Below are 19,744 nucleotides of genomic sequence, written 5' to 3'. Positions count from 1 at the left end.
AAGAGGGATTGACGACAAGTGCTCGACGTCAACTTCTTCGACGAGCTGCGGATTGGCCTCGCCACCGCGGACGACATCCGGACCTGGTCCCACGGCGAAGTGAAGAAGCCGGAGACCATCAACTACCGCACGCTCAAGCCCGAGAAGGACGGACTCTTCTGCGAGAAGATCTTCGGCCCCACCCGGGACTGGGAGTGCTACTGCGGCAAGTACAAGCGTGTCCGCTTCAAGGGCATCATCTGTGAGCGCTGCGGCGTCGAGGTCACTCGCGCCAAGGTGCGCCGTGAGCGGATGGGCCACATTGAGCTGGCCGCTCCCGTCACCCACATCTGGTACTTCAAGGGTGTCCCGTCCCGTCTGGGCTACCTGCTCGACCTCGCGCCGAAGGACCTCGAAAAGGTCATCTACTTCGCCGCGTACATGATCACCTTTGTGGACGAGGAGCGCCGGACGCGCGACCTGCCCTCGCTGGAGGCACACGTCTCCGTCGAGCGCCAGCAGGTCGAGAACCGCCGCGACTCCGACCTGGAGGCCCGCGCCAAGAAGCTCGAGACCGACCTGGCCGAGCTGGAGGCCGAGGGCGCCAAGGCCGACGTGCGCCGCAAGGTGCGCGAAGGCGCCGAGCGCGAGATGAAGCAGCTGCGTGACCGTGCGCAGCGCGAGATCGACCGTCTCGACGAGGTGTGGAGCCGCTTCAAGAGCCTCAAGGTCCAGGACCTGGAGGGCGACGAGCTGCTCTACCGTGAGCTGCGTGACCGCTTCGGCACGTACTTCGACGGCTGCATGGGCGCTGCCGCCCTGCAGAAGCGCCTGGAGTCCTTCGACCTCGACGAGGAGGCCGAGCGCCTCCGCGAGATCATCCGTACCGGCAAGGGCCAGAAGAAGACCCGTGCGCTCAAGCGCCTCAAGGTCGTCTCCGCGTTCCTGCAGACCAGCAACAAGCCCAAGGGCATGGTGCTCGACTGCGTACCGGTCATCCCGCCGGACCTGCGTCCGATGGTGCAGCTGGACGGTGGCCGCTTCGCGACCTCCGACCTGAACGACCTGTACCGCCGTGTGATCAACCGCAACAACCGCCTCAAGCGTCTCCTTGACCTCGGTGCCCCCGAGATCATCGTGAACAACGAGAAGCGGATGCTGCAGGAGGCCGTCGACGCGCTGTTCGACAACGGCCGCCGCGGTCGCCCGGTCACCGGTCCCGGCAACCGTCCCCTGAAGTCCCTGAGCGACATGCTCAAGGGCAAGCAGGGCCGTTTCCGCCAGAACCTCCTCGGCAAGCGTGTGGACTACTCCGCGCGTTCCGTGATCGTCGTCGGCCCGCAGCTCAAGCTGCACCAGTGCGGTCTGCCGAAGGCCATGGCGCTGGAGCTCTTCAAGCCGTTCGTGATGAAGCGCCTGGTGGACCTGAACCACGCGCAGAACATCAAGTCGGCCAAGCGCATGGTCGAGCGTGGCCGCACCGTGGTGTACGACGTCCTCGAAGAGGTCATCGCCGAGCACCCGGTGCTGCTGAACCGTGCGCCGACCCTGCACCGCCTGGGCATCCAGGCCTTCGAGCCGCAGCTGGTCGAGGGCAAGGCCATCCAGATCCACCCGCTCGTCTGCACCGCGTTCAACGCGGACTTCGACGGTGACCAGATGGCCGTCCACCTGCCGCTGTCGGCAGAGGCGCAGGCCGAGGCCCGCATCCTGATGCTGTCCTCGAACAACATCCTGAAGCCGGCCGACGGCCGTCCCGTCACCATGCCGACCCAGGACATGGTGCTCGGACTGTTCTTCCTCACGACCGACGAGGCAGAGCGCAAGGTCATCGGCGAGGGCCGGAACTTCGGTTCCGCGGCCGAGGCGATCATGGCCTTCGACAACCGCGAGCTGTCGCTGCAGGCGAAGGTCGACATCCGCTTCCCGGTGGGCACCATCCCGCCGCGTGGCTGGGTGCCGCCGGTCGCCGAGCCGGGCGAGCCCGAGTACCAGCCGGGTGACACCTTCCGGCTGCGTACGACCCTGGGCCGTGCGCTCTTCAACGAGCTGCTGCCCGAGGACTACCCGTTCGTCGACTACTCGGTGGGCAAGAAGCAGCTCTCCGAGATCGTCAACGACCTGGCCGAGCGCTACCCCAAGGTCATCGTGGCGGCGACGCTCGACAACCTGAAGGCCGCGGGCTTCCACTGGGCGACCCGTTCCGGCGTCACCGTCGCCGTTTCGGACATCGTCGTCCCGGAGGCCAAGAAGGCCATCGTCCAGGGCTACGAGGCCCAGGACGAGAAGGTCCAGAAGCAGTACGAGCGCGGTCTGATCACCAAGGACGAGCGCACGCAGGAGCTCATCGCGATCTGGACCAAGGCGACCAACGAGGTTGCCGAGGCGATGAACGCGAACTTCCCCAAGACGAACCCCATCTTCATGATGGTTGACTCGGGTGCCCGAGGAAACATGATGCAGATGCGGCAGATCGCCGGTATGCGTGGTCTGGTGTCGAACGCGAAGAACGAGACGATCCCGCGTCCCATCAAGGCGTCGTTCCGTGAGGGTCTCTCCGTACTGGAGTACTTCATCTCCACCCACGGTGCCCGTAAGGGCCTCGCGGACACCGCCCTGCGTACCGCCGACTCGGGCTACCTGACCCGTCGTCTGGTGGACGTCTCGCAGGACGTGATCATCCGCGAGGAGGACTGCGGTACCGAGCGCGGTCTGAAGCTCAAGATCGCGGTCAAGGGCGAGGACGGCGTGCTCCGCAAGACGGAGGACGTCGAGACCTCGGTCTACGCCCGGATGCTCGCCGAGGACGTCGTCATCGACGGCAAGGTCATCGCGCCGGCCAATGTCGACCTGGGTGACGTCCTGATCGACGCCCTGGTGGGCGCCGGCGTCGAGGAGGTCAAGACCCGCTCGGTCCTGACCTGTGAGTCCGCGGTCGGCACCTGTGCCTTCTGCTACGGACGCTCGCTGGCCACCGGCAAGCTGGTCGACATCGGTGAGGCGGTCGGCATCATCGCCGCCCAGTCCATCGGTGAGCCCGGTACCCAGCTGACGATGCGTACCTTCCACACCGGTGGTGTGGCCGGTGACGACATCACGCAGGGTCTGCCGCGTGTCGTCGAGCTCTTCGAGGCCCGTACACCCAAGGGTGTCGCGCCGATCTCCGAGGCCGCGGGCACCGTCCGCATCGAGGAGACCGAGAAGACGAAGAAGCTCGTCGTAACCCCGGACGACGGCAGCGAGGAGACGCCCTTCCCGATCTCCAAGCGGGCCCGTCTGCTCGTGGGCGAGGGCGACCGCGTCGAGGTGGGCCAGAAGCTCACCGTGGGTGCCACCAACCCGCACGACGTGCTGCGCATCCTCGGCCAGCGCGCGGTCCAGGTCCACCTGGTCGGCGAAGTCCAGAAGGTCTACAACTCGCAGGGCGTGTCGATCCACGACAAGCACATCGAGATCATCATCCGGCAGATGCTGCGCCGGGTGACGATCATCGAGTCCGGCGACGCGGAACTGCTGCCTGGCGAGCTCGTCGAGCGCTCGAAGTTCGAGACCGAGAACCGTCGTGTGGTCACGGAAGGCGGCCACCCGGCCTCCGGCCGTCCGCAGCTGATGGGTATCACCAAGGCCTCGCTGGCCACCGAGTCGTGGCTGTCGGCGGCGTCCTTCCAGGAGACCACCAGGGTCCTGACCGACGCGGCGATCAACGCCAAGTCGGACTCCCTGATCGGCCTCAAGGAGAACGTCATCATCGGTAAGCTCATCCCGGCCGGTACGGGCCTCGCCCGCTACCGCAACATCCGGGTGGAGCCCACCGAGGAGGCCAAGGCCGCGATGTACTCGGCCGTCGGCTACGACGACATCGACTACTCGCCGTTCGGCACCGGCTCCGGCCAGGCCGTCCCGCTGGAGGACTACGACTACGGTCCGTACAACCAGTAAGGCGTATGTCTGACGAAGGGCGGTCATCCCAGCGGGGTGGCCGCCCTTCGGGGTGCCGGCTCACGGCGTACCCGGTCCCGGCCGGCCCGCTCTGTGCGGCCCCGGGGCGGTCTGTCCGCCCGCGTGGGCATTTGTTTTGACCGCAGCCGATGCGGTAGGTACGCTCTGACCTTGTGCCTGGGGTGTGCCCTGGCTCCTGTGCGTGTCTTCAACCGCATGACGAGCTGTAAGTGACCACCGCAATCTGTGCCCTTCCCGCCACCTCGGCGGGGGTCTGCAGTATTCGACACACCCGACCGCGTGGGTCGGAGTGGTTCCAGGTTAGTTCTACACGGCACACAGAAACCGGAGAAGTAGTGCCTACGATCCAGCAGCTGGTCCGGAAGGGCCGGCAGGACAAGGTCGAGAAGAACAAGACTCCCGCGCTTGAGGGCTCGCCCCAGCGTCGTGGTGTCTGCACCCGTGTCTTCACGACCACCCCGAAGAAGCCCAACTCGGCGCTCCGTAAGGTCGCGCGTGTTCGTCTGACCTCCGGCATTGAGGTCACGGCCTACATCCCGGGTGAGGGACACAACCTGCAGGAGCACTCGATCGTGCTCGTGCGTGGTGGCCGTGTGAAGGACCTGCCCGGTGTTCGCTACAAGATCATCCGCGGTTCGCTCGACACCCAGGGTGTCAAGAACCGCAAGCAGGCCCGCAGCCGCTACGGCGCCAAGAAGGAGAAGTAAGAATGCCTCGTAAGGGCCCCGCCCCGAAGCGCCCGGTCATCATTGACCCGGTCTATGGTTCTCCTCTTGTCACCTCGCTGATCAACAAGATCCTGCTGAACGGCAAGCGTTCCACCGCCGAGCGGATCGTGTACGGCGCCATGGAGGGCCTTCGCGAGAAGACCGGCGCCGACCCGGTCATCACGCTGAAGCGCGCTCTTGAGAACGTCAAGCCGTCTCTCGAGGTCAAGTCCCGCCGTGTCGGTGGCGCCACCTACCAGGTGCCGATCGAGGTCAAGCCCGGTCGCGCCGCCACCCTCGCGCTGCGCTGGGTCGTCGGCTACTCCCGCGCCCGTCGCGAGAAGACGATGACCGAGCGGCTCACCAACGAGCTGCTCGACGCCTCGAACGGTCTTGGCGCTGCCGTCAAGAAGCGTGAGGACACCCACAAGATGGCCGAGTCCAACAAGGCCTTCGCGCACTACCGCTGGTAGTCGCTACCCACATCGAGACCGAGAGAAGATTGAGCCTTATGGCCACCACTTCGCTTGACCTGGCCAAGGTCCGCAACATTGGGATCATGGCCCACATCGACGCGGGCAAGACGACCACCACTGAGCGGATCCTCTTCTACACCGGTGTGAGCTACAAGATCGGTGAAGTCCACGACGGCGCAGCCACGATGGACTGGATGGAGCAGGAGCAGGAGCGCGGCATCACGATCACGTCGGCCGCGACGACCTGCCACTGGCCGCTCAACGATGTCGATCACACGATCAACATCATCGACACCCCGGGTCACGTCGACTTCACCGTCGAGGTGGAGCGTTCGCTCCGCGTCCTCGACGGCGCTGTCACCGTGTTCGACGGTGTCGCGGGCGTCGAGCCGCAGTCCGAGACTGTCTGGCGTCAGGCGGACCGCTACGGCGTGCCGCGTATCTGCTTCGTCAACAAGCTTGACCGTACCGGTGCCGAGTTCCACCGCTGCGTCGACATGATCGTCGACCGCCTCGGTGCGGTTCCGCTGGTCATGCAGCTCCCGATCGGTGCCGAGGCCGACTTCAAGGGCGTCGTCGACCTCGTGACGATGAAGGCCTTTGTGTGGTCCGCCGAGGCGACCAAGGGCGAGATGTACGACGTCGTCGACATCCCGGAGACGCACACCGAGGCGGCCGACGAGTGGCGCGGCAAGCTGCTCGAAGCCGTCTCGGAGAACGACGACGAGATGATGGAGCTGTACCTGGAGGGCCAGGAGCCCACCGTGGAGCAGCTGTACGCGGCGATCCGCCGTATCACCCTTGCTTCCAAGGGCAGCGCGGACTCCGTCACCGTCACTCCCGTCTTCTGTGGCACGGCCTTCAAGAACAAGGGCGTTCAGCCCCTGCTCGACGCGGTCGTCCGCTACCTGCCTTCCCCCCTGGACGTCGAGGCCATCGAGGGCCACGACGTCAAGGACCCCGAGACCGTCGTCAAGCGCCAGCCGTCCGACGACGAGCCGTTCTCCGGTCTTGCGTTCAAGATCGCGAGTGACCCGCACCTCGGCAAGCTCACCTTCGTCCGGATTTATTCGGGCCGCCTCGAGGCCGGCACCGCGGTGCTGAACTCGGTCAAGGGCAAGAAGGAGCGCATCGGCAAGATCTACCGTATGCACGCGAACAAGCGTGAGGAGATCGCGTCGGTGGGCGCGGGCGACATCATCGCCGTCATGGGGCTGAAGCAGACCACGACCGGTGAGACGCTCTGCGACGACAAGCAGCCGGTGATCCTGGAGTCCATGGACTTCCCGGCGCCGGTCATCGAGGTCGCCATCGAGCCGAAGTCCAAGGGTGACCAGGAGAAGCTGGGTGTCGCCATCCAGCGGCTCTCGGAGGAGGACCCCTCCTTCCAGGTCCACTCCGAGGAGGAGACCGGCCAGACCATCATCGGTGGTATGGGCGAGCTTCACCTCGAGGTGCTCGTCGACCGCATGAAGCGCGAGTTCCGCGTCGAGGCGAACGTCGGCAAGCCCCAGGTCGCGTACCGCGAGACGATCCGCAAGACCGTCGACCGTATCGACTACACGCACAAGAAGCAGACTGGTGGTACCGGCCAGTTCGCGAAGGTGCAGATCGCGATGGAGCCCATCGAGGGCGGCGACGCGACCTACGAGTTCGTGAACAAGGTCACCGGTGGCCGCATCCCCCGTGAGTACATTCCCTCGGTGGACGCGGGCGCGCAGGAAGCCATGAAGTTCGGCATCCTGGCCGGTTACGAGATGGTGGGTGTCCGCATCACCCTTCTCGACGGTGGCTACCACGAGGTGGACTCCTCGGAGCTCGCCTTCAAGATCGCCGGTTCGCAGGCGTTCAAGGAGGGTGCCCGCAAGGCGTCCCCCGTGCTCCTCGAGCCGATGATGGCCGTCGAGGTCACCACGCCCGAGGACTACATGGGCGATGTCATCGGCGACCTCAACTCCCGCCGTGGCCAGATCCAGGCCATGGAGGAGCGCAGCGGCGCTCGCGTCGTGAAGGGCCTCGTGCCCCTCTCGGAGATGTTCGGCTACGTCGGAGACCTCCGCAGCAAGACCTCGGGTCGCGCAAGCTACTCGATGCAGTTCGACTCCTACGCCGAGGTTCCGCGGAACGTCGCCGAGGAGATCATCGCGAAGGCCAAGGGCGAGTAACTCTTCCGAGTCCACGCTTTAGGCTTATCACCGGAGCCACTGGGGCAATCGACGCAGAGCGCAAGCAATGCGGCGGGTGCCCCGGGCCCCGGCATCCCAGCAAAGATCACCTGGCGCCGATGAAGCAAGGCGTACAGAACCACTCCAGGAGGACCCAGTGGCGAAGGCGAAGTTCGAGCGGACTAAGCCGCACGTCAACATCGGCACCATCGGTCACATTGACCACGGTAAGACGACCCTCACGGCCGCCATTACCAAGGTGCTGCATGACGCGTACCCGGACCTGAACGAGGCCTCGGCCTTCGACCAGATCGACAAGGCTCCCGAGGAGCGCCAGCGCGGTATCACGATCTCGATCGCGCACGTCGAGTACCAGACGGAGCAGCGTCACTACGCGCACGTCGACTGCCCGGGTCACGCTGACTACATCAAGAACATGATCACGGGTGCGGCGCAGATGGACGGCGCCATCCTCGTGGTCGCGGCCACCGACGGCCCGATGCCGCAGACCAAGGAGCACGTGCTCCTGGCCCGCCAGGTCGGCGTGCCGTACATCGTTGTCGCGCTGAACAAGGCCGACATGGTGGACGACGAGGAGATCCTGGAGCTCGTCGAGCTCGAGGTCCGTGAGCTCCTCTCCGAGTACGAGTTCCCGGGCGACGACCTTCCGGTCGTCAAGGTCTCGGCGCTCAAGGCCCTTGAGGGCGACAAGGAGTGGGGCCAGACCGTCCTCGACCTGATGAAGGCCGTCGACGAGTCGATCCCGCAGCCCGAGCGTGACGTCGAGAAGCCGTTCCTGATGCCGATCGAGGACGTCTTCACGATCACCGGTCGTGGCACCGTCGTCACCGGTCGTATCGAGCGTGGTGTCCTCAAGGTCAACGAGACCGTTGACATCGTGGGCATCAAGCAGGACAAGACCACCACCACGGTCACCGGCATCGAGATGTTCCGCAAGCTGCTCGACGAGGGCCAGGCCGGTGAGAACGTCGGTCTGCTCCTCCGTGGCATCAAGCGCGAGGACGTCGAGCGCGGCCAGGTCATCATCAAGCCCGGTTCGGTCACGCCGCACACCGAGTTCGAGGCCCAGGCCTACATCCTGTCGAAGGACGAGGGTGGCCGTCACACCCCCTTCTTCAACAACTACCGCCCGCAGTTCTACTTCCGTACCACGGACGTAACGGGCGTTGTGACCCTTCCCGAGGGCACCGAGATGGTCATGCCGGGTGACAACACCCTCATGACCGTCGCGCTGATCCAGCCGGTCGCCATGGAAGAGGGCCTGAAGTTCGCCATCCGTGAGGGTGGCCGGACCGTGGGCGCCGGCCAGGTCACGAAGATCCTCAAGTAATCACTTGACGGTCTGACCTGGCTGCTCACACAGAGCACCTGGTAACAGCAGAGGGCCCCCTGCCCGCCGTTCGCGGCGGACCGGGGGCCCTTCTGTGTGTCCGGCTCTTCTGAGTCCGTCTCTTCGCCGTGTCGCTGGTCCGGCTGCTGTACGGCTACACGTCCCGGACCGGGCGCCACAGCCAGGGGAGTGCTCCCGGGCCGAGACCCGCCACGGTCGGGCCGGAAGAGTCCCCGGCGATCCTGGCGGTCCTGGTGCCCTCGGCCAGCAGGGAGGCCCCCCCGAGCGGTACGACGCCGTCGGTGCGCCGCAGCACCTTCCCGTTCAGCAGGAGCTGGATGCGGCCGAGATCGTCCTGGCCGAGCAGCGCGGGCTCCGCTGCGCGGGTGTCGGCGCGGGTGCCCGCACGGGCGCCGGGGCGGGTGCCGCCCAGGTGTACGTGGGTCGTCGCGGCCGTCGCCGGCCTGCGGTAGTACACGTCCACGCCGCCGTCCGGTGCGGCGGTCGCGGTGGGGGAGTCGCCCGGCAGTGGAAGGAGGGGGTCCGGGTACAGCAGCACCGGGCCGCCCGCGACGGTCTGGGTCCAGTGGTGCACGGTGTCCCGGCCCGATGCGAAGAGATGGACGCGGCCCGCCGAGTCGACCATGGCGGAGAGGCCGTCCTGGATCTGGCCGCCGCCCAGGCTCCGCCAGGGGGACCAGCTTCCCCCGGTGGACCGGACCCGGGTGCTGATGCCCTGGGCGGCGTCGCGTATGAAGAGGTGTACTTGCCCCGCGCGGTCGGTGATCGCGACGGGGACGCCTATTCGACGACCCCGGTCCGGGTCGCTCTCCGGGTTGCCGAGCCCGGTCCACGCCGCGAACTTCCCACCGGGCGTGCGCTGTTGGAGTAGCACTATCTCGCGCGTGTTGGCCGCGCCGTGGCCTGCTATCGAGGAGAACCGCAGCGCGAACAGCAGCTGCCGGCCGTCCTTGAGCGCGGCCGCACCGAGCGTCGGGGCCAGCGGTCCGCCGCCCAGGTCGTGCGGCGCCCCCCACTGGCCGCTGCCCGGCGCCGTCTCGCGCCAGCGGACCGCGCGCAGGCCGAGGACCCCGTACCCGACGAGGCGCCCGTCCTGCCCGGTGGCCAGGACGGGACGCGGGCCCGGATAGCGGTAGTGGGTGGAGCGGACCCACCCCTTCTTGTTGGTCAGCGGACGGCCGATGCCCACGTTGTAGTCGCCGCAGCCGCCCGGGTTTCCGCAGTTCCAGGCCTCGTTACCGCCGTACGGGAGCAGGTTCGCGGCCTTCTGGGCGAGCACCTTCGGCGACAGGTTCTTCGGCCAGTGGCGGTTGTAGTAGCCCCGGTAGGCGGTGGCTACGAAGGCGGGCACCTCGCCCTTCCCCTGCGTTGCCTCCGCGACCCAGCGGATCATCGCCGCCCAGCTGAAGGAGGCGGTGGCGGTGTGGTCCGCGTGGTCCGAGTAGCCGACCTGCTCGCTGTCCTTGCGGCGGACGGCGGTCGGGCTGTGCTGGATGTCCGGGTCGGGGTCGAGGGTGTGGATGACGGTCGGGCGGTACTGCGCCATCAGCCCGGTGAGCACGTCGACCAGGGCGTCGTACGTGTACGAGTCCGCCTCCTGGAGCGGGGAGCCCTCCGCGACCACGGTCCGCAGGCTGAGCCCCCGGTCGGCCCAGAGCGACGGCAGACCGAGCCGCCCGTGGGAGGTGTGCATGGCGGTGTTGAGGAAGACCAGTTCGACCCGGCGGACGCCCCGCACCAGCGTGTTGACCTCGGCGCGGCGGCCACCGCGCAGGGTCACGACGTCCTTCTGCCACTTCGTGAACGGGGAGAGGCCCAGCTGCACCGCGTACGCCTGGCGCAGGCCCTGGTGGCGGGCCGATGAGTAGGCGGGCTTGTCGGGGACGGGGCGCGGCTGGCCCGCGATGACGTTGATACCGGTGGCCTCACCTGCGGTGACGTACACGCAGACCAGGGGCGTTCCGGAGTCCAGCATCCGCTGGGTGTCCGGGTTCATGAAGTACATGTCGTCGTCGGGGTGGGCCAGTATCTGCATGAGCCGGTCGTGCCTGGCTATGGAGATGGCCTTGCCCGGCATGGGGTCGGCGGTGCTGGTGGTGCGGCGCGGCGAGGCGGGCACGGAGCAGGCGGTGAGCGCGGCGGCCGCGGCGGCCGTACCGAGCCCCGCGAGCAGGAACCTCCGGGAGGGGCCAGATCCTTGGCGGGCGGGACCGGGCTCCTGGTGGGCGGGGCCGGGCCCCTCCGATATCCCTGTGTGCGATATCCCCATGATGGTGCTCCGTCCGCTCCCCTGCACGGGCCCTCCCGTGCTCTCCCGGTCTGCTTGACGGGGTTCTCCGACCGGAGGTTGCCTCCAGGCCGGACGCTGTTACGGGAGGTGAAGGCGGTGGAGGAAGGTCCGGATGCCCGGCCGGGGCGGCGCCGGGTGCCGTGGCGGTGATGCTCCGGCCCTGTTTCGCGGTGGCTCGTACACAGCACGCGAACCGGCAGAAAGTGCCTGCCGTCAGCACTGCCGCGCCGCCGTCCGCCGGCCCGTCGGCCCCTCCGCCGTCTCAGTAACCGGACGGCTGGGCAGAGGTGTTCTCGCCGGGACGATCGTTGAGGGGAGACACTGGGGCCGGTGGCCGCCCGCCGCACACGGGCGGCCGCCGTCTGCGCCCGACCGGAAGGGACACCTGTGACACCGCCAACCACGAGTTCTTCGAAGGACAAGCTCGCTGCCCTGCGCACCGAGATCGAGCACCGCAACCCGGCCCAGCCCGAGTTCCACCAGGCAGTTCACGAAGTACTGGAGAGCCTGGCGCCGGTGCTGGCCGTGCGGGACGACTACGCGCAGGCGAGCCTGGTGGAGCGTCTCTGCGAGCCCGAGCGGCAGATCATCTTCCGGGTGCCCTGGCAGGACGACCGGGGCAGGGTGCACGTCAACCGCGGCTTCCGGGTCGAGTTCAACAGCGCGCTCGGCCCGTACAAGGGCGGTCTGCGCTTCCACTCGTCGGTGAACCTCGGCATCGTGAAGTTCCTGGGCTTCGAGCAGGTCTTCAAGAACGCGCTGACCGGTCTCGGTATCGGCGGCGGCAAGGGCGGCAGCGACTTCGACCCGCACGGCCGCTCCGACTCCGAGGTCATGCGCTTCTGCCAGTCCTTCATGACGGAACTGCACCGGCACATCGGCGCGCACACCGACGTGCCCGCCGGGGACATCGGCGTCGGCGGCCGCGAGATCGGCTATCTCTTCGGCCAGTACCGGCGCATCACCAACCGCTGGGAGTCCGGTGTCCTCACCGGCAAGGGCCTTTCCTGGGGCGGCTCGGCGATCCGTCCCGAGGCGACCGGTTACGGGAACGTCTACTTCGCCGCGGAGATGCTGCGCCGCCGCGGTGAGGACCTGCAGGGGCAGACCGCGGTGGTCTCCGGGTCCGGCAACGTCGCCATCTACACCATCGAGAAGCTCAAGGCCCTCGGCGCCAACGCCCTGACCTGCTCGGACTCCGGTGGCTACGTCATCGACGACAAGGGCATCGACGTCGAACTCCTGAAGCAGGTCAAGGAGGTCGAACGCGCCCGCATCAGCGAGTACGCGGAGCGCCGCGGCGCGTCCGCCCGGTACATCAGCGGCGGCAGCGTCTGGGACGTACCCGCGGACATCGCACTGCCGTCGGCCACCCAGAACGAGCTGGGCGCCGAAGCCGCCGCCACTCTCGTACGCAACGGGGTCAAGGCCGTCTCCGAGGGCGCCAACATGCCCACCACCATGGAGGCGGTGGACGTCCTGCACGAGGCCGGAGTCGCCTTCGGCCCCGGCAAGGCGGCCAACGCGGGCGGTGTCGCGGTCAGCGCCCTGGAGATGCAGCAGAACGCGGCCCGTGACACCTGGACGCCCGCGCGCGTCGAGGACGAGCTGCTGCGGATCATGCAGGACATCCACCACACCTGCTACGAGACCGCCGAGCGCTACGACACACCCGGCAACTACGTGACCGGTGCCAACATCGCCGGTTTCGAACGGGTCGCGGACGCGATGCTGGCCCAGGGCGTCATCTGAGAAGCTGAGAGAAGCGCCTGGTGATACTGGCCCCGCTCCCGCTGGAGCGGGGCCAGCCCGCTGTGAGGCGCAGCTGCGAGCAGCGGCGTCAGTCCTCGGTGAAGAGATCGTCCGCGGTGGTGGCGGTGAGCGCCCGGTCGAGCCAGCTCAGGAGGGTGTCCGGGTCGGCGCAGGCGGTGATCCGGTCGATCACTTCCTGAGAGGTCTCGATACCGCGCCGGTCAAGGATCCGCAGAACGGATTTCGCCTCGCCCTTGGCCTCCCCTTCGGCACGGCCCTCCGCGCGCAGACGCTGGGAGGTCTCCGAGCGGAAGAAGGAGAGGTCGGCGGCCATGAGTTTCCTCCAGATCGTGGCGGCCGGGTTGTCACCCAGGCCGAGTTCGGTGAGTTCGGCGAGAATCGTCGCTGTGTCCGGGTCGACGGTCTTGAGCGCGGGTGCCAGCGCCTTCAGTATGGCAGCCGCATACGGCTTCTTACCGTGTGTGATGGCGGAGAACACGGCCAGCGGGAGGTCCCGGGCCGCGACCGACGCATCGGTCACGACCGGGACGTTGTGAGGGCCAAGCACCAGGGGCCGCACCGTGAGCGAGGGCCATTCCGGTGGGCCGATACGAATCGGGCCGGTGGCCCAGCGTGCGGTGGACTCGTCCTGGCAGACCACCAGCAGGACCGGACCCAGGCCGTACTTTGCGTGCAGATGGGCCAGGTAGTACGCGGTGCATCGCCTCATGCGATGAATTGACCATGTGGGGAACGCTAGGAGTAATGGGCCTCTGGCATATGCAGAAGCAACCTGTATTCACCCATTGAGGTGATGGGGGCAACACCGCCCGACCGCCCCGTACGGCTTCACAGGTGGGCCGCGTCCGGCCGGGGGAGTGCTGGGGTACAGTCTCCGGCCGCGATTGGCGTCCGTGGTGACCCGTATGGCAGACTATCGGGGTTGCTCGGTTGAGTGCCGATGCTGCGCGCCTCCCGTCGGGAGGACTGGAAGCAAGTCCCACAGTACTCGTCGCCCCAACTGCCGTAAGGCAGCGCTGAGGCGGACGTACGGGAATCTTCCGGGAAGCGTCAGCGGGGTGCCGACCAGGCGCCCGGTGGGTGTTCGCCCCCGGCTCGCGGTCACTGGCCCGCACCCCTTGGTTGGGAAATCCTTCGGGAGATCTTCGTAGAGGGAATGCGACACGCCCGACCGCGTGGGTCGGAGACGGACGCAGGACCCGCCGGGTCCCAGAGCGTTACGAGAGACAGGACTACTGAGTAGCCATGGCGGGACAGAAGATCCGCATCCGGCTCAAGGCCTACGACCACGAGGTCATCGACTCTTCGGCAAAGAAGATCGTCGAGACGGTGACGCGAACTGGTGCGTCGGTCGCAGGCCCGGTGCCGCTGCCCACTGAGAAGAACGTGTACTGCGTCATCAAGTCGCCGCACAAGTACAAGGACTCGCGCGAGCACTTCGAGATGCGCACGCACAAGCGCCTCATCGACATCCTCGACCCCACGCCGAAGACGGTTGACTCGCTGATGCGTCTCGACCTGCCGGCGGGCGTCGACATCGAGATCAAGCTCTGAGGTGACGCGCGAGATGACTAAGAACATCAAGGGCGTCCTGGGCGAGAAGCTCGGCATGACCCAGGTCTGGGACGAGAACAACCGGGTTGTCCCGGTGACCGTCGTCAAGGCCGGGCCGTGCGTCGTGACGCAGGTCCGTACGAACGACATCGACGGCTACGAGTCGGTCCAGATCGCCTTCGGCGAGATCGACCCTCGCAAGGTGAACAAGCCCCTCAAGGGTCACTTCGCCAAGGCCGACGTGACTCCGCGCCGCCACCTGGTGGAGCTCCGCACCCCTGACGCCAGCGAGTACACGCTGGGCCAGGAGATCACCGCCCAGGTGTTCGAGTCCGGCATCAAGGTCGATGTCACGGGCAAGAGCAAGGGCAAGGGCTTCGCCGGTGTCATGAAGCGCCACAACTTCAAGGGTGGCAAGGCTTCCCACGGTGCCCACCGCGTGCACCGTAAGCCTGGCTCCATCGGTGGCTGTGCCACCCCGGGCCGTGTCTTCAAGGGCATGCGCATGGCGGGCCGCATGGGCAACGAGCGGGTCACCACCCAGAACCTGACCGTCCACGCCGTTGACGCGGAGAAGGGTCTGCTGCTCATCAAGGGCGCGGTCCCCGGTCCGAACGGCGGCCTCGTCCTGGTCCGTACCGCGGCCAAGGGGGCTTGAGGAACCGATGAGCACCATTGACATCCTTTCGCCGGCAGGCGACAAGGCCGGGACCGTCGAACTCCCCTCGGAGATCTTCGACGCCAAGATCAGCATCCCGCTGATCCACCAGGTCGTTGTCGCACAGCTGGCCGCGGCCCGTCAGGGCACGCACAAGACCAAGCGTCGTGGCGAAGTCCGCGGTGGCGGTAAGAAGCCTTACCGCCAGAAGGGCACCGGCCGCGCGCGCCAGGGTTCGACCCGTGCGCCGCAGTTCGCCGGCGGTGGCGTCGTCCACGGCCCGCAGCCGCGTGACTACTCGCAGCGCACCCCGAAGAAGATGAAGGTCGCCGCCCTGCGCGGTGCCCTCACCGACCGGGCGCAGAACGCTCGCGTCCACGTCGTATCCGGCGTGGTCGAGGGCGCTGCCTCCACGAAGGCCGCGAAGTCCCTCCTCGGCAAGGTCAGCGAGCGCAAGCACGTGCTCCTGGTCGCCGAGCGTTCGGACGAGGCCGCGTGGCTCTCCGCCCGCAACCTGCCCCAGGTGCACCTCCTGGAGCCGGGCCAGCTGAACACGTACGACGTGCTCGTATCCGATGACGTGGTCTTCACCAAGGCCGCCTTCGAGTCCTTCGTGTCTGGCCCCAAGGCCACCACTGAGACCGAAGGGAGCGACGTCTGATGGCTGAGGCGACCGTTACCAGCAAGACCTTCACGGACCCGCGCGACGTCCTCGTCAAGCCGGTTGTTTCCGAGAAGAGCTACGCGCTGCTCGACGAGAACAAGTACACGTTCATCGTCGCGCCGGGCTCCAACAAGACCCAGATCAAGCAGGCCGTGGAAGCGGTCTTCTCGGTCAAGGTCACCGGAGTCAACACGATCAACCGCCAGGGCAAGCGCAAGCGCACCCGCACCGGGTTCGGAAAGCGCGCTGACACCAAGCGCGCCATTGTGACCCTTGCCGAGGGCGACCGTATCGACATCTTCGGCGGCCCGGTCTCCTAACGGAGGCCTGAGTCGTCCAGAAGTCCGGAACATTCCGAGGACTGAGAAATGGGTATCCGCAAGTACAAGCCGACGACCCCGGGCCGTCGTGGCTCCAGCGTCGCCGACTTTGTCGAGATCACGCGGTCCACGCCGGAGAAGTCGCTGGTTCGCCCTCTGCACAGCAAGGGCGGCCGTAACAACACCGGCCGGATCACCGTTCGCCACCAGGGTGGCGGACACAAGCGCGCCTTCCGTGTGATCGACTTCCGTCGTCACGACAAGGACGGCGTGCCGGCCAAGGTCGCGCACATCGAGTACGACCCGAACCGCACCGCGCGCATCGCGCTGCTGCACTACGCAGACGGCGAGAAGCGCTACATCCTCGCCCCGGCCAAGCTGGGCCAGGGCGACCGGGTGGAGAACGGCGCAGGTGCCGACATCAAGCCGGGCAACAACCTGCCGCTGCGCAACATCCCGGTCGGTACGACCATCCACGCCATCGAGATGCGTCCCGGTGGCGGAGCGAAGATCGCCCGTTCCGCGGGTGCTTCGGTCCAGCTGCTCGCGAAGGAAGGCGCCATGGCGCACCTTCGTATGCCGTCGGGCGAGGTCCGCCTGGTCGACATCCGCTGCCGCGCCACCATCGGCGAGGTCGGCAATGCCGAGCAGTCGAACATCAACTGGGGCAAGGCCGGCCGTATGCGCTGGAAGGGCGTCCGCCCGTCCGTCCGCGGTGTCGCGATGAACCCGGTCGACCACCCGCACGGTGGTGGTGAGGGCAAGACCTCCGGTGGTCGTCACCCGGTCAGCCCGTGGGGTCAGAAGGAGGGTCGTACTCGCTCGCCGAAGAAGGCTTCGAGCAAGTACATCGTCCGCCGCCGCAAGACGAACAAGAAGCGCTAGGAGCGGGTTTAGATGCCGCGCAGTCTCAAGAAGGGGCCTTTCGTCGACGGACACCTTGTCAAGAAGGTGGACGTACAGAACGAAGCAGGCACCAAGAACGTCATCAAGACCTGGTCCCGGCGCTCGATGATCATCCCGGACATGCTGGGACACACCATCGCGGTGCACAACGGCAAGATCCACGTCCCGGTGTTCGTCACCGAGTCGATGGTCGGCCACAAGCTCGGCGAGTTTGCGCCGACCCGCACCTTCCGCGGCCACGTCAAGGACGACCGCAAGTCGAAGCGCCGCTAAGGCGGGGTGCGAAGACTATGAACGACACCGAAGGGACAACCATGGAAGCCAGGGCCCAGGCGCGGTACATCCGCGTCACGCCCATGAAGGCCCGCCGCGTGGTGGACCTTATCCGTGGCATGGATGCCACGGAGGCTCAGGCGGTCCTGCGTTTCGCCCCGCAGGCCGCGAGCGTGCCGGTTGGCAAGGTGCTTGACAGCGCCATCGCCAACGCTGCACACAATTACGACCACACCGACGCCGGCAGCCTCGTCATCTCCGAGGCGTACGTCGACGAGGGCCCGACCCTGAAGCGGTTCCGTCCGCGCGCCCAGGGCCGTGCCTACCGGATCCGCAAGCGGACCAGCCACATCACCGTGGTCGTCAGCAGCAAGGAAGGAACCCGGTAATGGGCCAGAAGGTTAACCCGCACGGGTTCCGACTCGGCATTACCACGGACTTCAAGTCCCGTTGGTACGCCGACAAGCTGTACAAGGACTACGTCAAGGAAGACGTCGCCATTCGTCGCATGATGACGAAGGGCATGGAGCGCGCCGGCATCTCGAAGGTTGAGATCGAGCGCACCCGCGACCGCGTCCGCGTCGACATCCACACCGCTCGTCCGGGCATCGTCATCGGCCGCCGCGGCGCCGAGGCCGACCGCATCCGCGGCGAGCTGGAGAAGCTGACCGGCAAGCAGGTCCAGCTCAACATCCTTGAGGTCAAGAACCCCGAGGTGGACGCTCAGCTGGTGGCCCAGGCCGTCGCCGAGCAGCTCTCCTCGCGTGTCTCCTTCCGTCGCGCCATGCGTAAGAGCATGCAGTCGACGATGAAGGCCGGCGCCAAGGGCATCAAGATCCAGTGCGGTGGCCGTCTCGGCGGCGCCGAGATGTCCCGTTCGGAGTTCTACCGCGAGGGCCGTGTGCCGCTGCACACGCTCCGCGCGAACGTGGACTACGGCTTCTTCGAGGCCAAGACGACCTTCGGCCGTATCGGCGTGAAGGTCTGGATCTACAAGGGCAATGTCAAGAACATCGCCGAGGTCCGTGCCGAGAACGCCGCGGCCCGTGCGGGTAACCGCCCGGCCCGTGGTGGCGGCAGTGACCGTCCGGCAGCCGGCGGCCGTGGTGGCCGTGGTGGCGAGCGTGGCGGCCGCGGCCGCAAGCCGCAGCAGTCCGCGCCGGCAGCCGAGGCCCCCAAGGCCGAGGCTCCCGCCGCCGCTGCTCCGGCTGAGAGCACTGGAACGGAGGCCTGACCGACATGCTGATCCCTCGTAGGGTCAAGCACCGCAAGCAGCACCACCCCAAGCGCAGTGGTATGGCGAAGGGTGGAACTGAGGTCGCATTCGGTGAGTACGGCATCCAGGCTCTGACGCCGGCGTACGTGACGAACCGCCAGATCGAGGCTGCTCGTATCGCGATGACCCGCCACATCAAGCGTGGCGGCAAGGTCTGGATCAACATCTACCCGGACCGTCCCCTCACCAAGAAGCCCGCCGAGACCCGCATGGGTTCGGGTAAGGGCTCCCCGGAGTGGTGGATCGCGAACGTCAAGCCCGGCCGGGTGATGTTCGAGCTGTCCTACCCGAACGAGAAGGTCGCTAAGGAGGCGCTCACCCGCGCCGCCCACAAGCTTCCGATGAAGTGCCGCATCGTGCGGCGCGAGGCAGGTGAGTCGTGATGGCGGCCGGTATCAAGGCGACCGAGCTGCGTGAGCTGAACGACGAGGACCTCGTCGCCAAGCTGCGTGAGGCCAAGGAAGAACTGTTCAACCTCCGCTTCCAGGCGGCGACCGGACAGCTCGAGAACCACGGTCGGCTCAAGTCCGTCCGTAAGGACATCGCCCGGATCTACACCCTGATGCGTGAGCGCGAGCTGGGCATCGAGACGGTGGAGAGCGCCTGATGAGCGAGAAGAATGTGACTGAGACGACTGAGCAGCGCGGATTCCGCAAGACCCGTGAGGGTCTCGTCGTCAGCGACAAGATGGACAAGACCGTCGTCGTCGCTGTCGAGGACCGCGTCAAGCACGCGCTGTACGGCAAGGTCATCCGCCGTACCAACAAGCTCAAGGCGCACGACGAGGCCAACGCCGCCGGTATCGGCGACCGTGTTGTCATCATGGAGACACGGCCGCTGTCGGCATCGAAGCGCTGGCGCATCGTCGAGATCCTCGAGAAGGCCAAGTAAGAATCCCTGAGCTCATCGCTCAGGTCAGTTCCGCCAGGCTCGGCGGGGGACCCGCGTAAGTCACTTACGTGAGTCCCCCGCCGGGAACCGGCAGACGATCAGGAGATAGACGTGATCCAGCAGGAGTCGCGACTTCGTGTCGCCGACAACACGGGTGCGAAGGAAATTCTCACCATTCGTGTTCTCGGTGGCTCGGGTCGCCGCTACGCGGGTATCGGTGACGTCATTGTCGCCACCGTCAAGGACGCGATCCCCGGTGGCAACGTGAAGAAGGGTGACGTCGTCAAGGCGGTCATCGTTCGCACCGTCAAGGAGCGTCGTCGTCAGGACGGCTCGTACATCCGCTTCGACGAGAACGCCGCCGTCATTCTGAAGAACGACGGCGACCCCCGCGGCACCCGTATCTTCGGCCCGGTGGGCCGTGAGCTGCGCGAGAAGAAGTTCATGAAGATCATCTCGCTCGCGCCGGAGGTGCTGTAA

Annotated in this window: 20 protein-coding genes; 18 read left to right on the top strand and 2 right to left on the bottom strand. The window is 66.8% G+C overall.

Annotated features, from left to right (window positions below):
* Positions 1-18: 18 nt before the first annotated feature.
* The 5 genes from OG452_RS13515 to tuf all read left to right on the top strand — a co-directional run bounded on the left by OG452_RS13515 (position 19) and on the right by tuf (position 8,638).
* On the top strand, positions 19-3,918 hold the full coding sequence (locus OG452_RS13515; protein WP_164264067.1) for a DNA-directed RNA polymerase subunit beta': 3,900 nt from the start codon (positions 19-21) through the stop codon (positions 3,916-3,918).
* Between the two features lie 356 nt (positions 3,919-4,274).
* On the top strand, positions 4,275-4,646 hold the full coding sequence (rpsL, locus tag OG452_RS13510; RefSeq protein ID WP_003948652.1) for a 30S ribosomal protein S12: 372 nt from the start codon (positions 4,275-4,277) through the stop codon (positions 4,644-4,646).
* A 2-nt stretch (positions 4,647-4,648) separates the two neighbouring features.
* Positions 4,649-5,119, top strand: a complete 471-nt coding sequence (gene rpsG / locus OG452_RS13505; RefSeq protein ID WP_164264073.1) for a 30S ribosomal protein S7 — start codon at positions 4,649-4,651, stop codon at positions 5,117-5,119.
* A 38-nt stretch (positions 5,120-5,157) separates the two neighbouring features.
* Positions 5,158-7,287 (top strand): elongation factor G, encoded by a 2,130-nt coding sequence (gene fusA, locus OG452_RS13500; protein WP_327295863.1) that lies wholly within the window; start codon positions 5,158-5,160, stop codon positions 7,285-7,287.
* A 157-nt stretch (positions 7,288-7,444) separates the two neighbouring features.
* A complete protein-coding gene (gene tuf, locus OG452_RS13495; protein ID WP_327295862.1) occupies positions 7,445-8,638 on the top strand; it encodes an elongation factor Tu in 1,194 nt (397 codons plus the stop codon).
* Positions 8,639-8,792: 154 nt separating this feature from the next.
* Here the strand turns inward: tuf and OG452_RS13490 are convergent, their stop codons facing one another.
* Positions 8,793-10,928 (bottom strand): PIG-L family deacetylase, encoded by a 2,136-nt coding sequence (locus tag OG452_RS13490; RefSeq protein ID WP_327295861.1) that lies wholly within the window; start codon positions 10,926-10,928, stop codon positions 8,793-8,795.
* Positions 10,929-11,336: 408 nt separating this feature from the next.
* Between OG452_RS13490 and gdhA the strand changes: the two genes are divergently transcribed.
* Positions 11,337-12,701 carry an NADP-specific glutamate dehydrogenase gene (gene gdhA, locus OG452_RS13485; RefSeq protein ID WP_327295860.1) on the top strand — a complete coding sequence of 455 codons (1,365 nt, stop codon included), beginning with the start codon at positions 11,337-11,339 and terminating at the stop codon, positions 12,699-12,701.
* A gap of 88 nt (positions 12,702-12,789) precedes the next feature.
* Here the strand turns inward: gdhA and OG452_RS13480 are convergent, their stop codons facing one another.
* Positions 12,790-13,431 carry a hypothetical protein gene (locus OG452_RS13480; RefSeq protein ID WP_327295859.1) on the bottom strand — a complete coding sequence of 214 codons (642 nt, stop codon included), beginning with the start codon at positions 13,429-13,431 and terminating at the stop codon, positions 12,790-12,792.
* Positions 13,432-13,967: 536 nt separating this feature from the next.
* Between OG452_RS13480 and rpsJ the strand changes: the two genes are divergently transcribed.
* From rpsJ to rplN, 12 genes are all read left to right on the top strand, one after another.
* Positions 13,968-14,276: a 30S ribosomal protein S10 gene (rpsJ, locus tag OG452_RS13475; RefSeq protein ID WP_003948644.1), complete on the top strand. Its 309-nt coding sequence runs from the start codon at positions 13,968-13,970 to the stop codon at positions 14,274-14,276.
* A gap of 13 nt (positions 14,277-14,289) precedes the next feature.
* On the top strand, positions 14,290-14,934 hold the full coding sequence (gene rplC, locus OG452_RS13470; RefSeq protein ID WP_250299280.1) for a 50S ribosomal protein L3: 645 nt from the start codon (positions 14,290-14,292) through the stop codon (positions 14,932-14,934).
* 7 nt (positions 14,935-14,941) lie between these two features.
* Positions 14,942-15,595: a 50S ribosomal protein L4 gene (rplD, locus tag OG452_RS13465; protein ID WP_164264443.1), complete on the top strand. Its 654-nt coding sequence runs from the start codon at positions 14,942-14,944 to the stop codon at positions 15,593-15,595.
* Positions 15,595-15,918 carry a 50S ribosomal protein L23 gene (rplW, locus tag OG452_RS13460; protein ID WP_327295858.1) on the top strand — a complete coding sequence of 108 codons (324 nt, stop codon included), beginning with the start codon at positions 15,595-15,597 and terminating at the stop codon, positions 15,916-15,918. The genes rplD and rplW overlap by 1 nt, the downstream gene beginning before the upstream one ends.
* 48 nt (positions 15,919-15,966) lie before the next feature.
* A complete protein-coding gene (rplB, locus tag OG452_RS13455) occupies positions 15,967-16,803 on the top strand; it encodes a 50S ribosomal protein L2 (protein WP_164264445.1) in 837 nt (278 codons plus the stop codon).
* 12 nt (positions 16,804-16,815) lie between these two features.
* On the top strand, positions 16,816-17,097 hold the full coding sequence (rpsS, locus tag OG452_RS13450) for a 30S ribosomal protein S19 (protein ID WP_164264446.1): 282 nt from the start codon (positions 16,816-16,818) through the stop codon (positions 17,095-17,097).
* Between the two features lie 41 nt (positions 17,098-17,138).
* Positions 17,139-17,486: a 50S ribosomal protein L22 gene (gene rplV / locus OG452_RS13445; protein ID WP_006604878.1), complete on the top strand. Its 348-nt coding sequence runs from the start codon at positions 17,139-17,141 to the stop codon at positions 17,484-17,486.
* Positions 17,486-18,331 carry a 30S ribosomal protein S3 gene (gene rpsC / locus OG452_RS13440; protein ID WP_327295857.1) on the top strand — a complete coding sequence of 282 codons (846 nt, stop codon included), beginning with the start codon at positions 17,486-17,488 and terminating at the stop codon, positions 18,329-18,331. The genes rplV and rpsC overlap by 1 nt, the downstream gene beginning before the upstream one ends.
* A gap of 5 nt (positions 18,332-18,336) precedes the next feature.
* Positions 18,337-18,756 carry a 50S ribosomal protein L16 gene (rplP, locus tag OG452_RS13435; protein ID WP_164264448.1) on the top strand — a complete coding sequence of 140 codons (420 nt, stop codon included), beginning with the start codon at positions 18,337-18,339 and terminating at the stop codon, positions 18,754-18,756.
* A complete protein-coding gene (gene rpmC / locus OG452_RS13430; RefSeq protein ID WP_030368408.1) occupies positions 18,756-18,980 on the top strand; it encodes a 50S ribosomal protein L29 in 225 nt (74 codons plus the stop codon). Before rplP ends, rpmC begins: the two co-directional genes overlap by 1 nt.
* Positions 18,980-19,264 carry a 30S ribosomal protein S17 gene (gene rpsQ / locus OG452_RS13425; RefSeq protein ID WP_327295856.1) on the top strand — a complete coding sequence of 95 codons (285 nt, stop codon included), beginning with the start codon at positions 18,980-18,982 and terminating at the stop codon, positions 19,262-19,264. The genes rpmC and rpsQ overlap by 1 nt, the downstream gene beginning before the upstream one ends.
* A gap of 111 nt (positions 19,265-19,375) precedes the next feature.
* Positions 19,376-19,744, top strand: a complete 369-nt coding sequence (gene rplN / locus OG452_RS13420; RefSeq protein WP_003966950.1) for a 50S ribosomal protein L14 — start codon at positions 19,376-19,378, stop codon at positions 19,742-19,744.

The sequence above is a fragment of the Streptomyces sp. NBC_01197 genome, assembly GCF_036010505.1.
Lineage (GTDB): Bacteria > Actinomycetota > Actinomycetes > Streptomycetales > Streptomycetaceae > Streptomyces.
The sequence above is the reverse complement of the archived record's forward strand: the minus strand, read 5'-3'. Positions and strand labels throughout refer to the sequence as shown.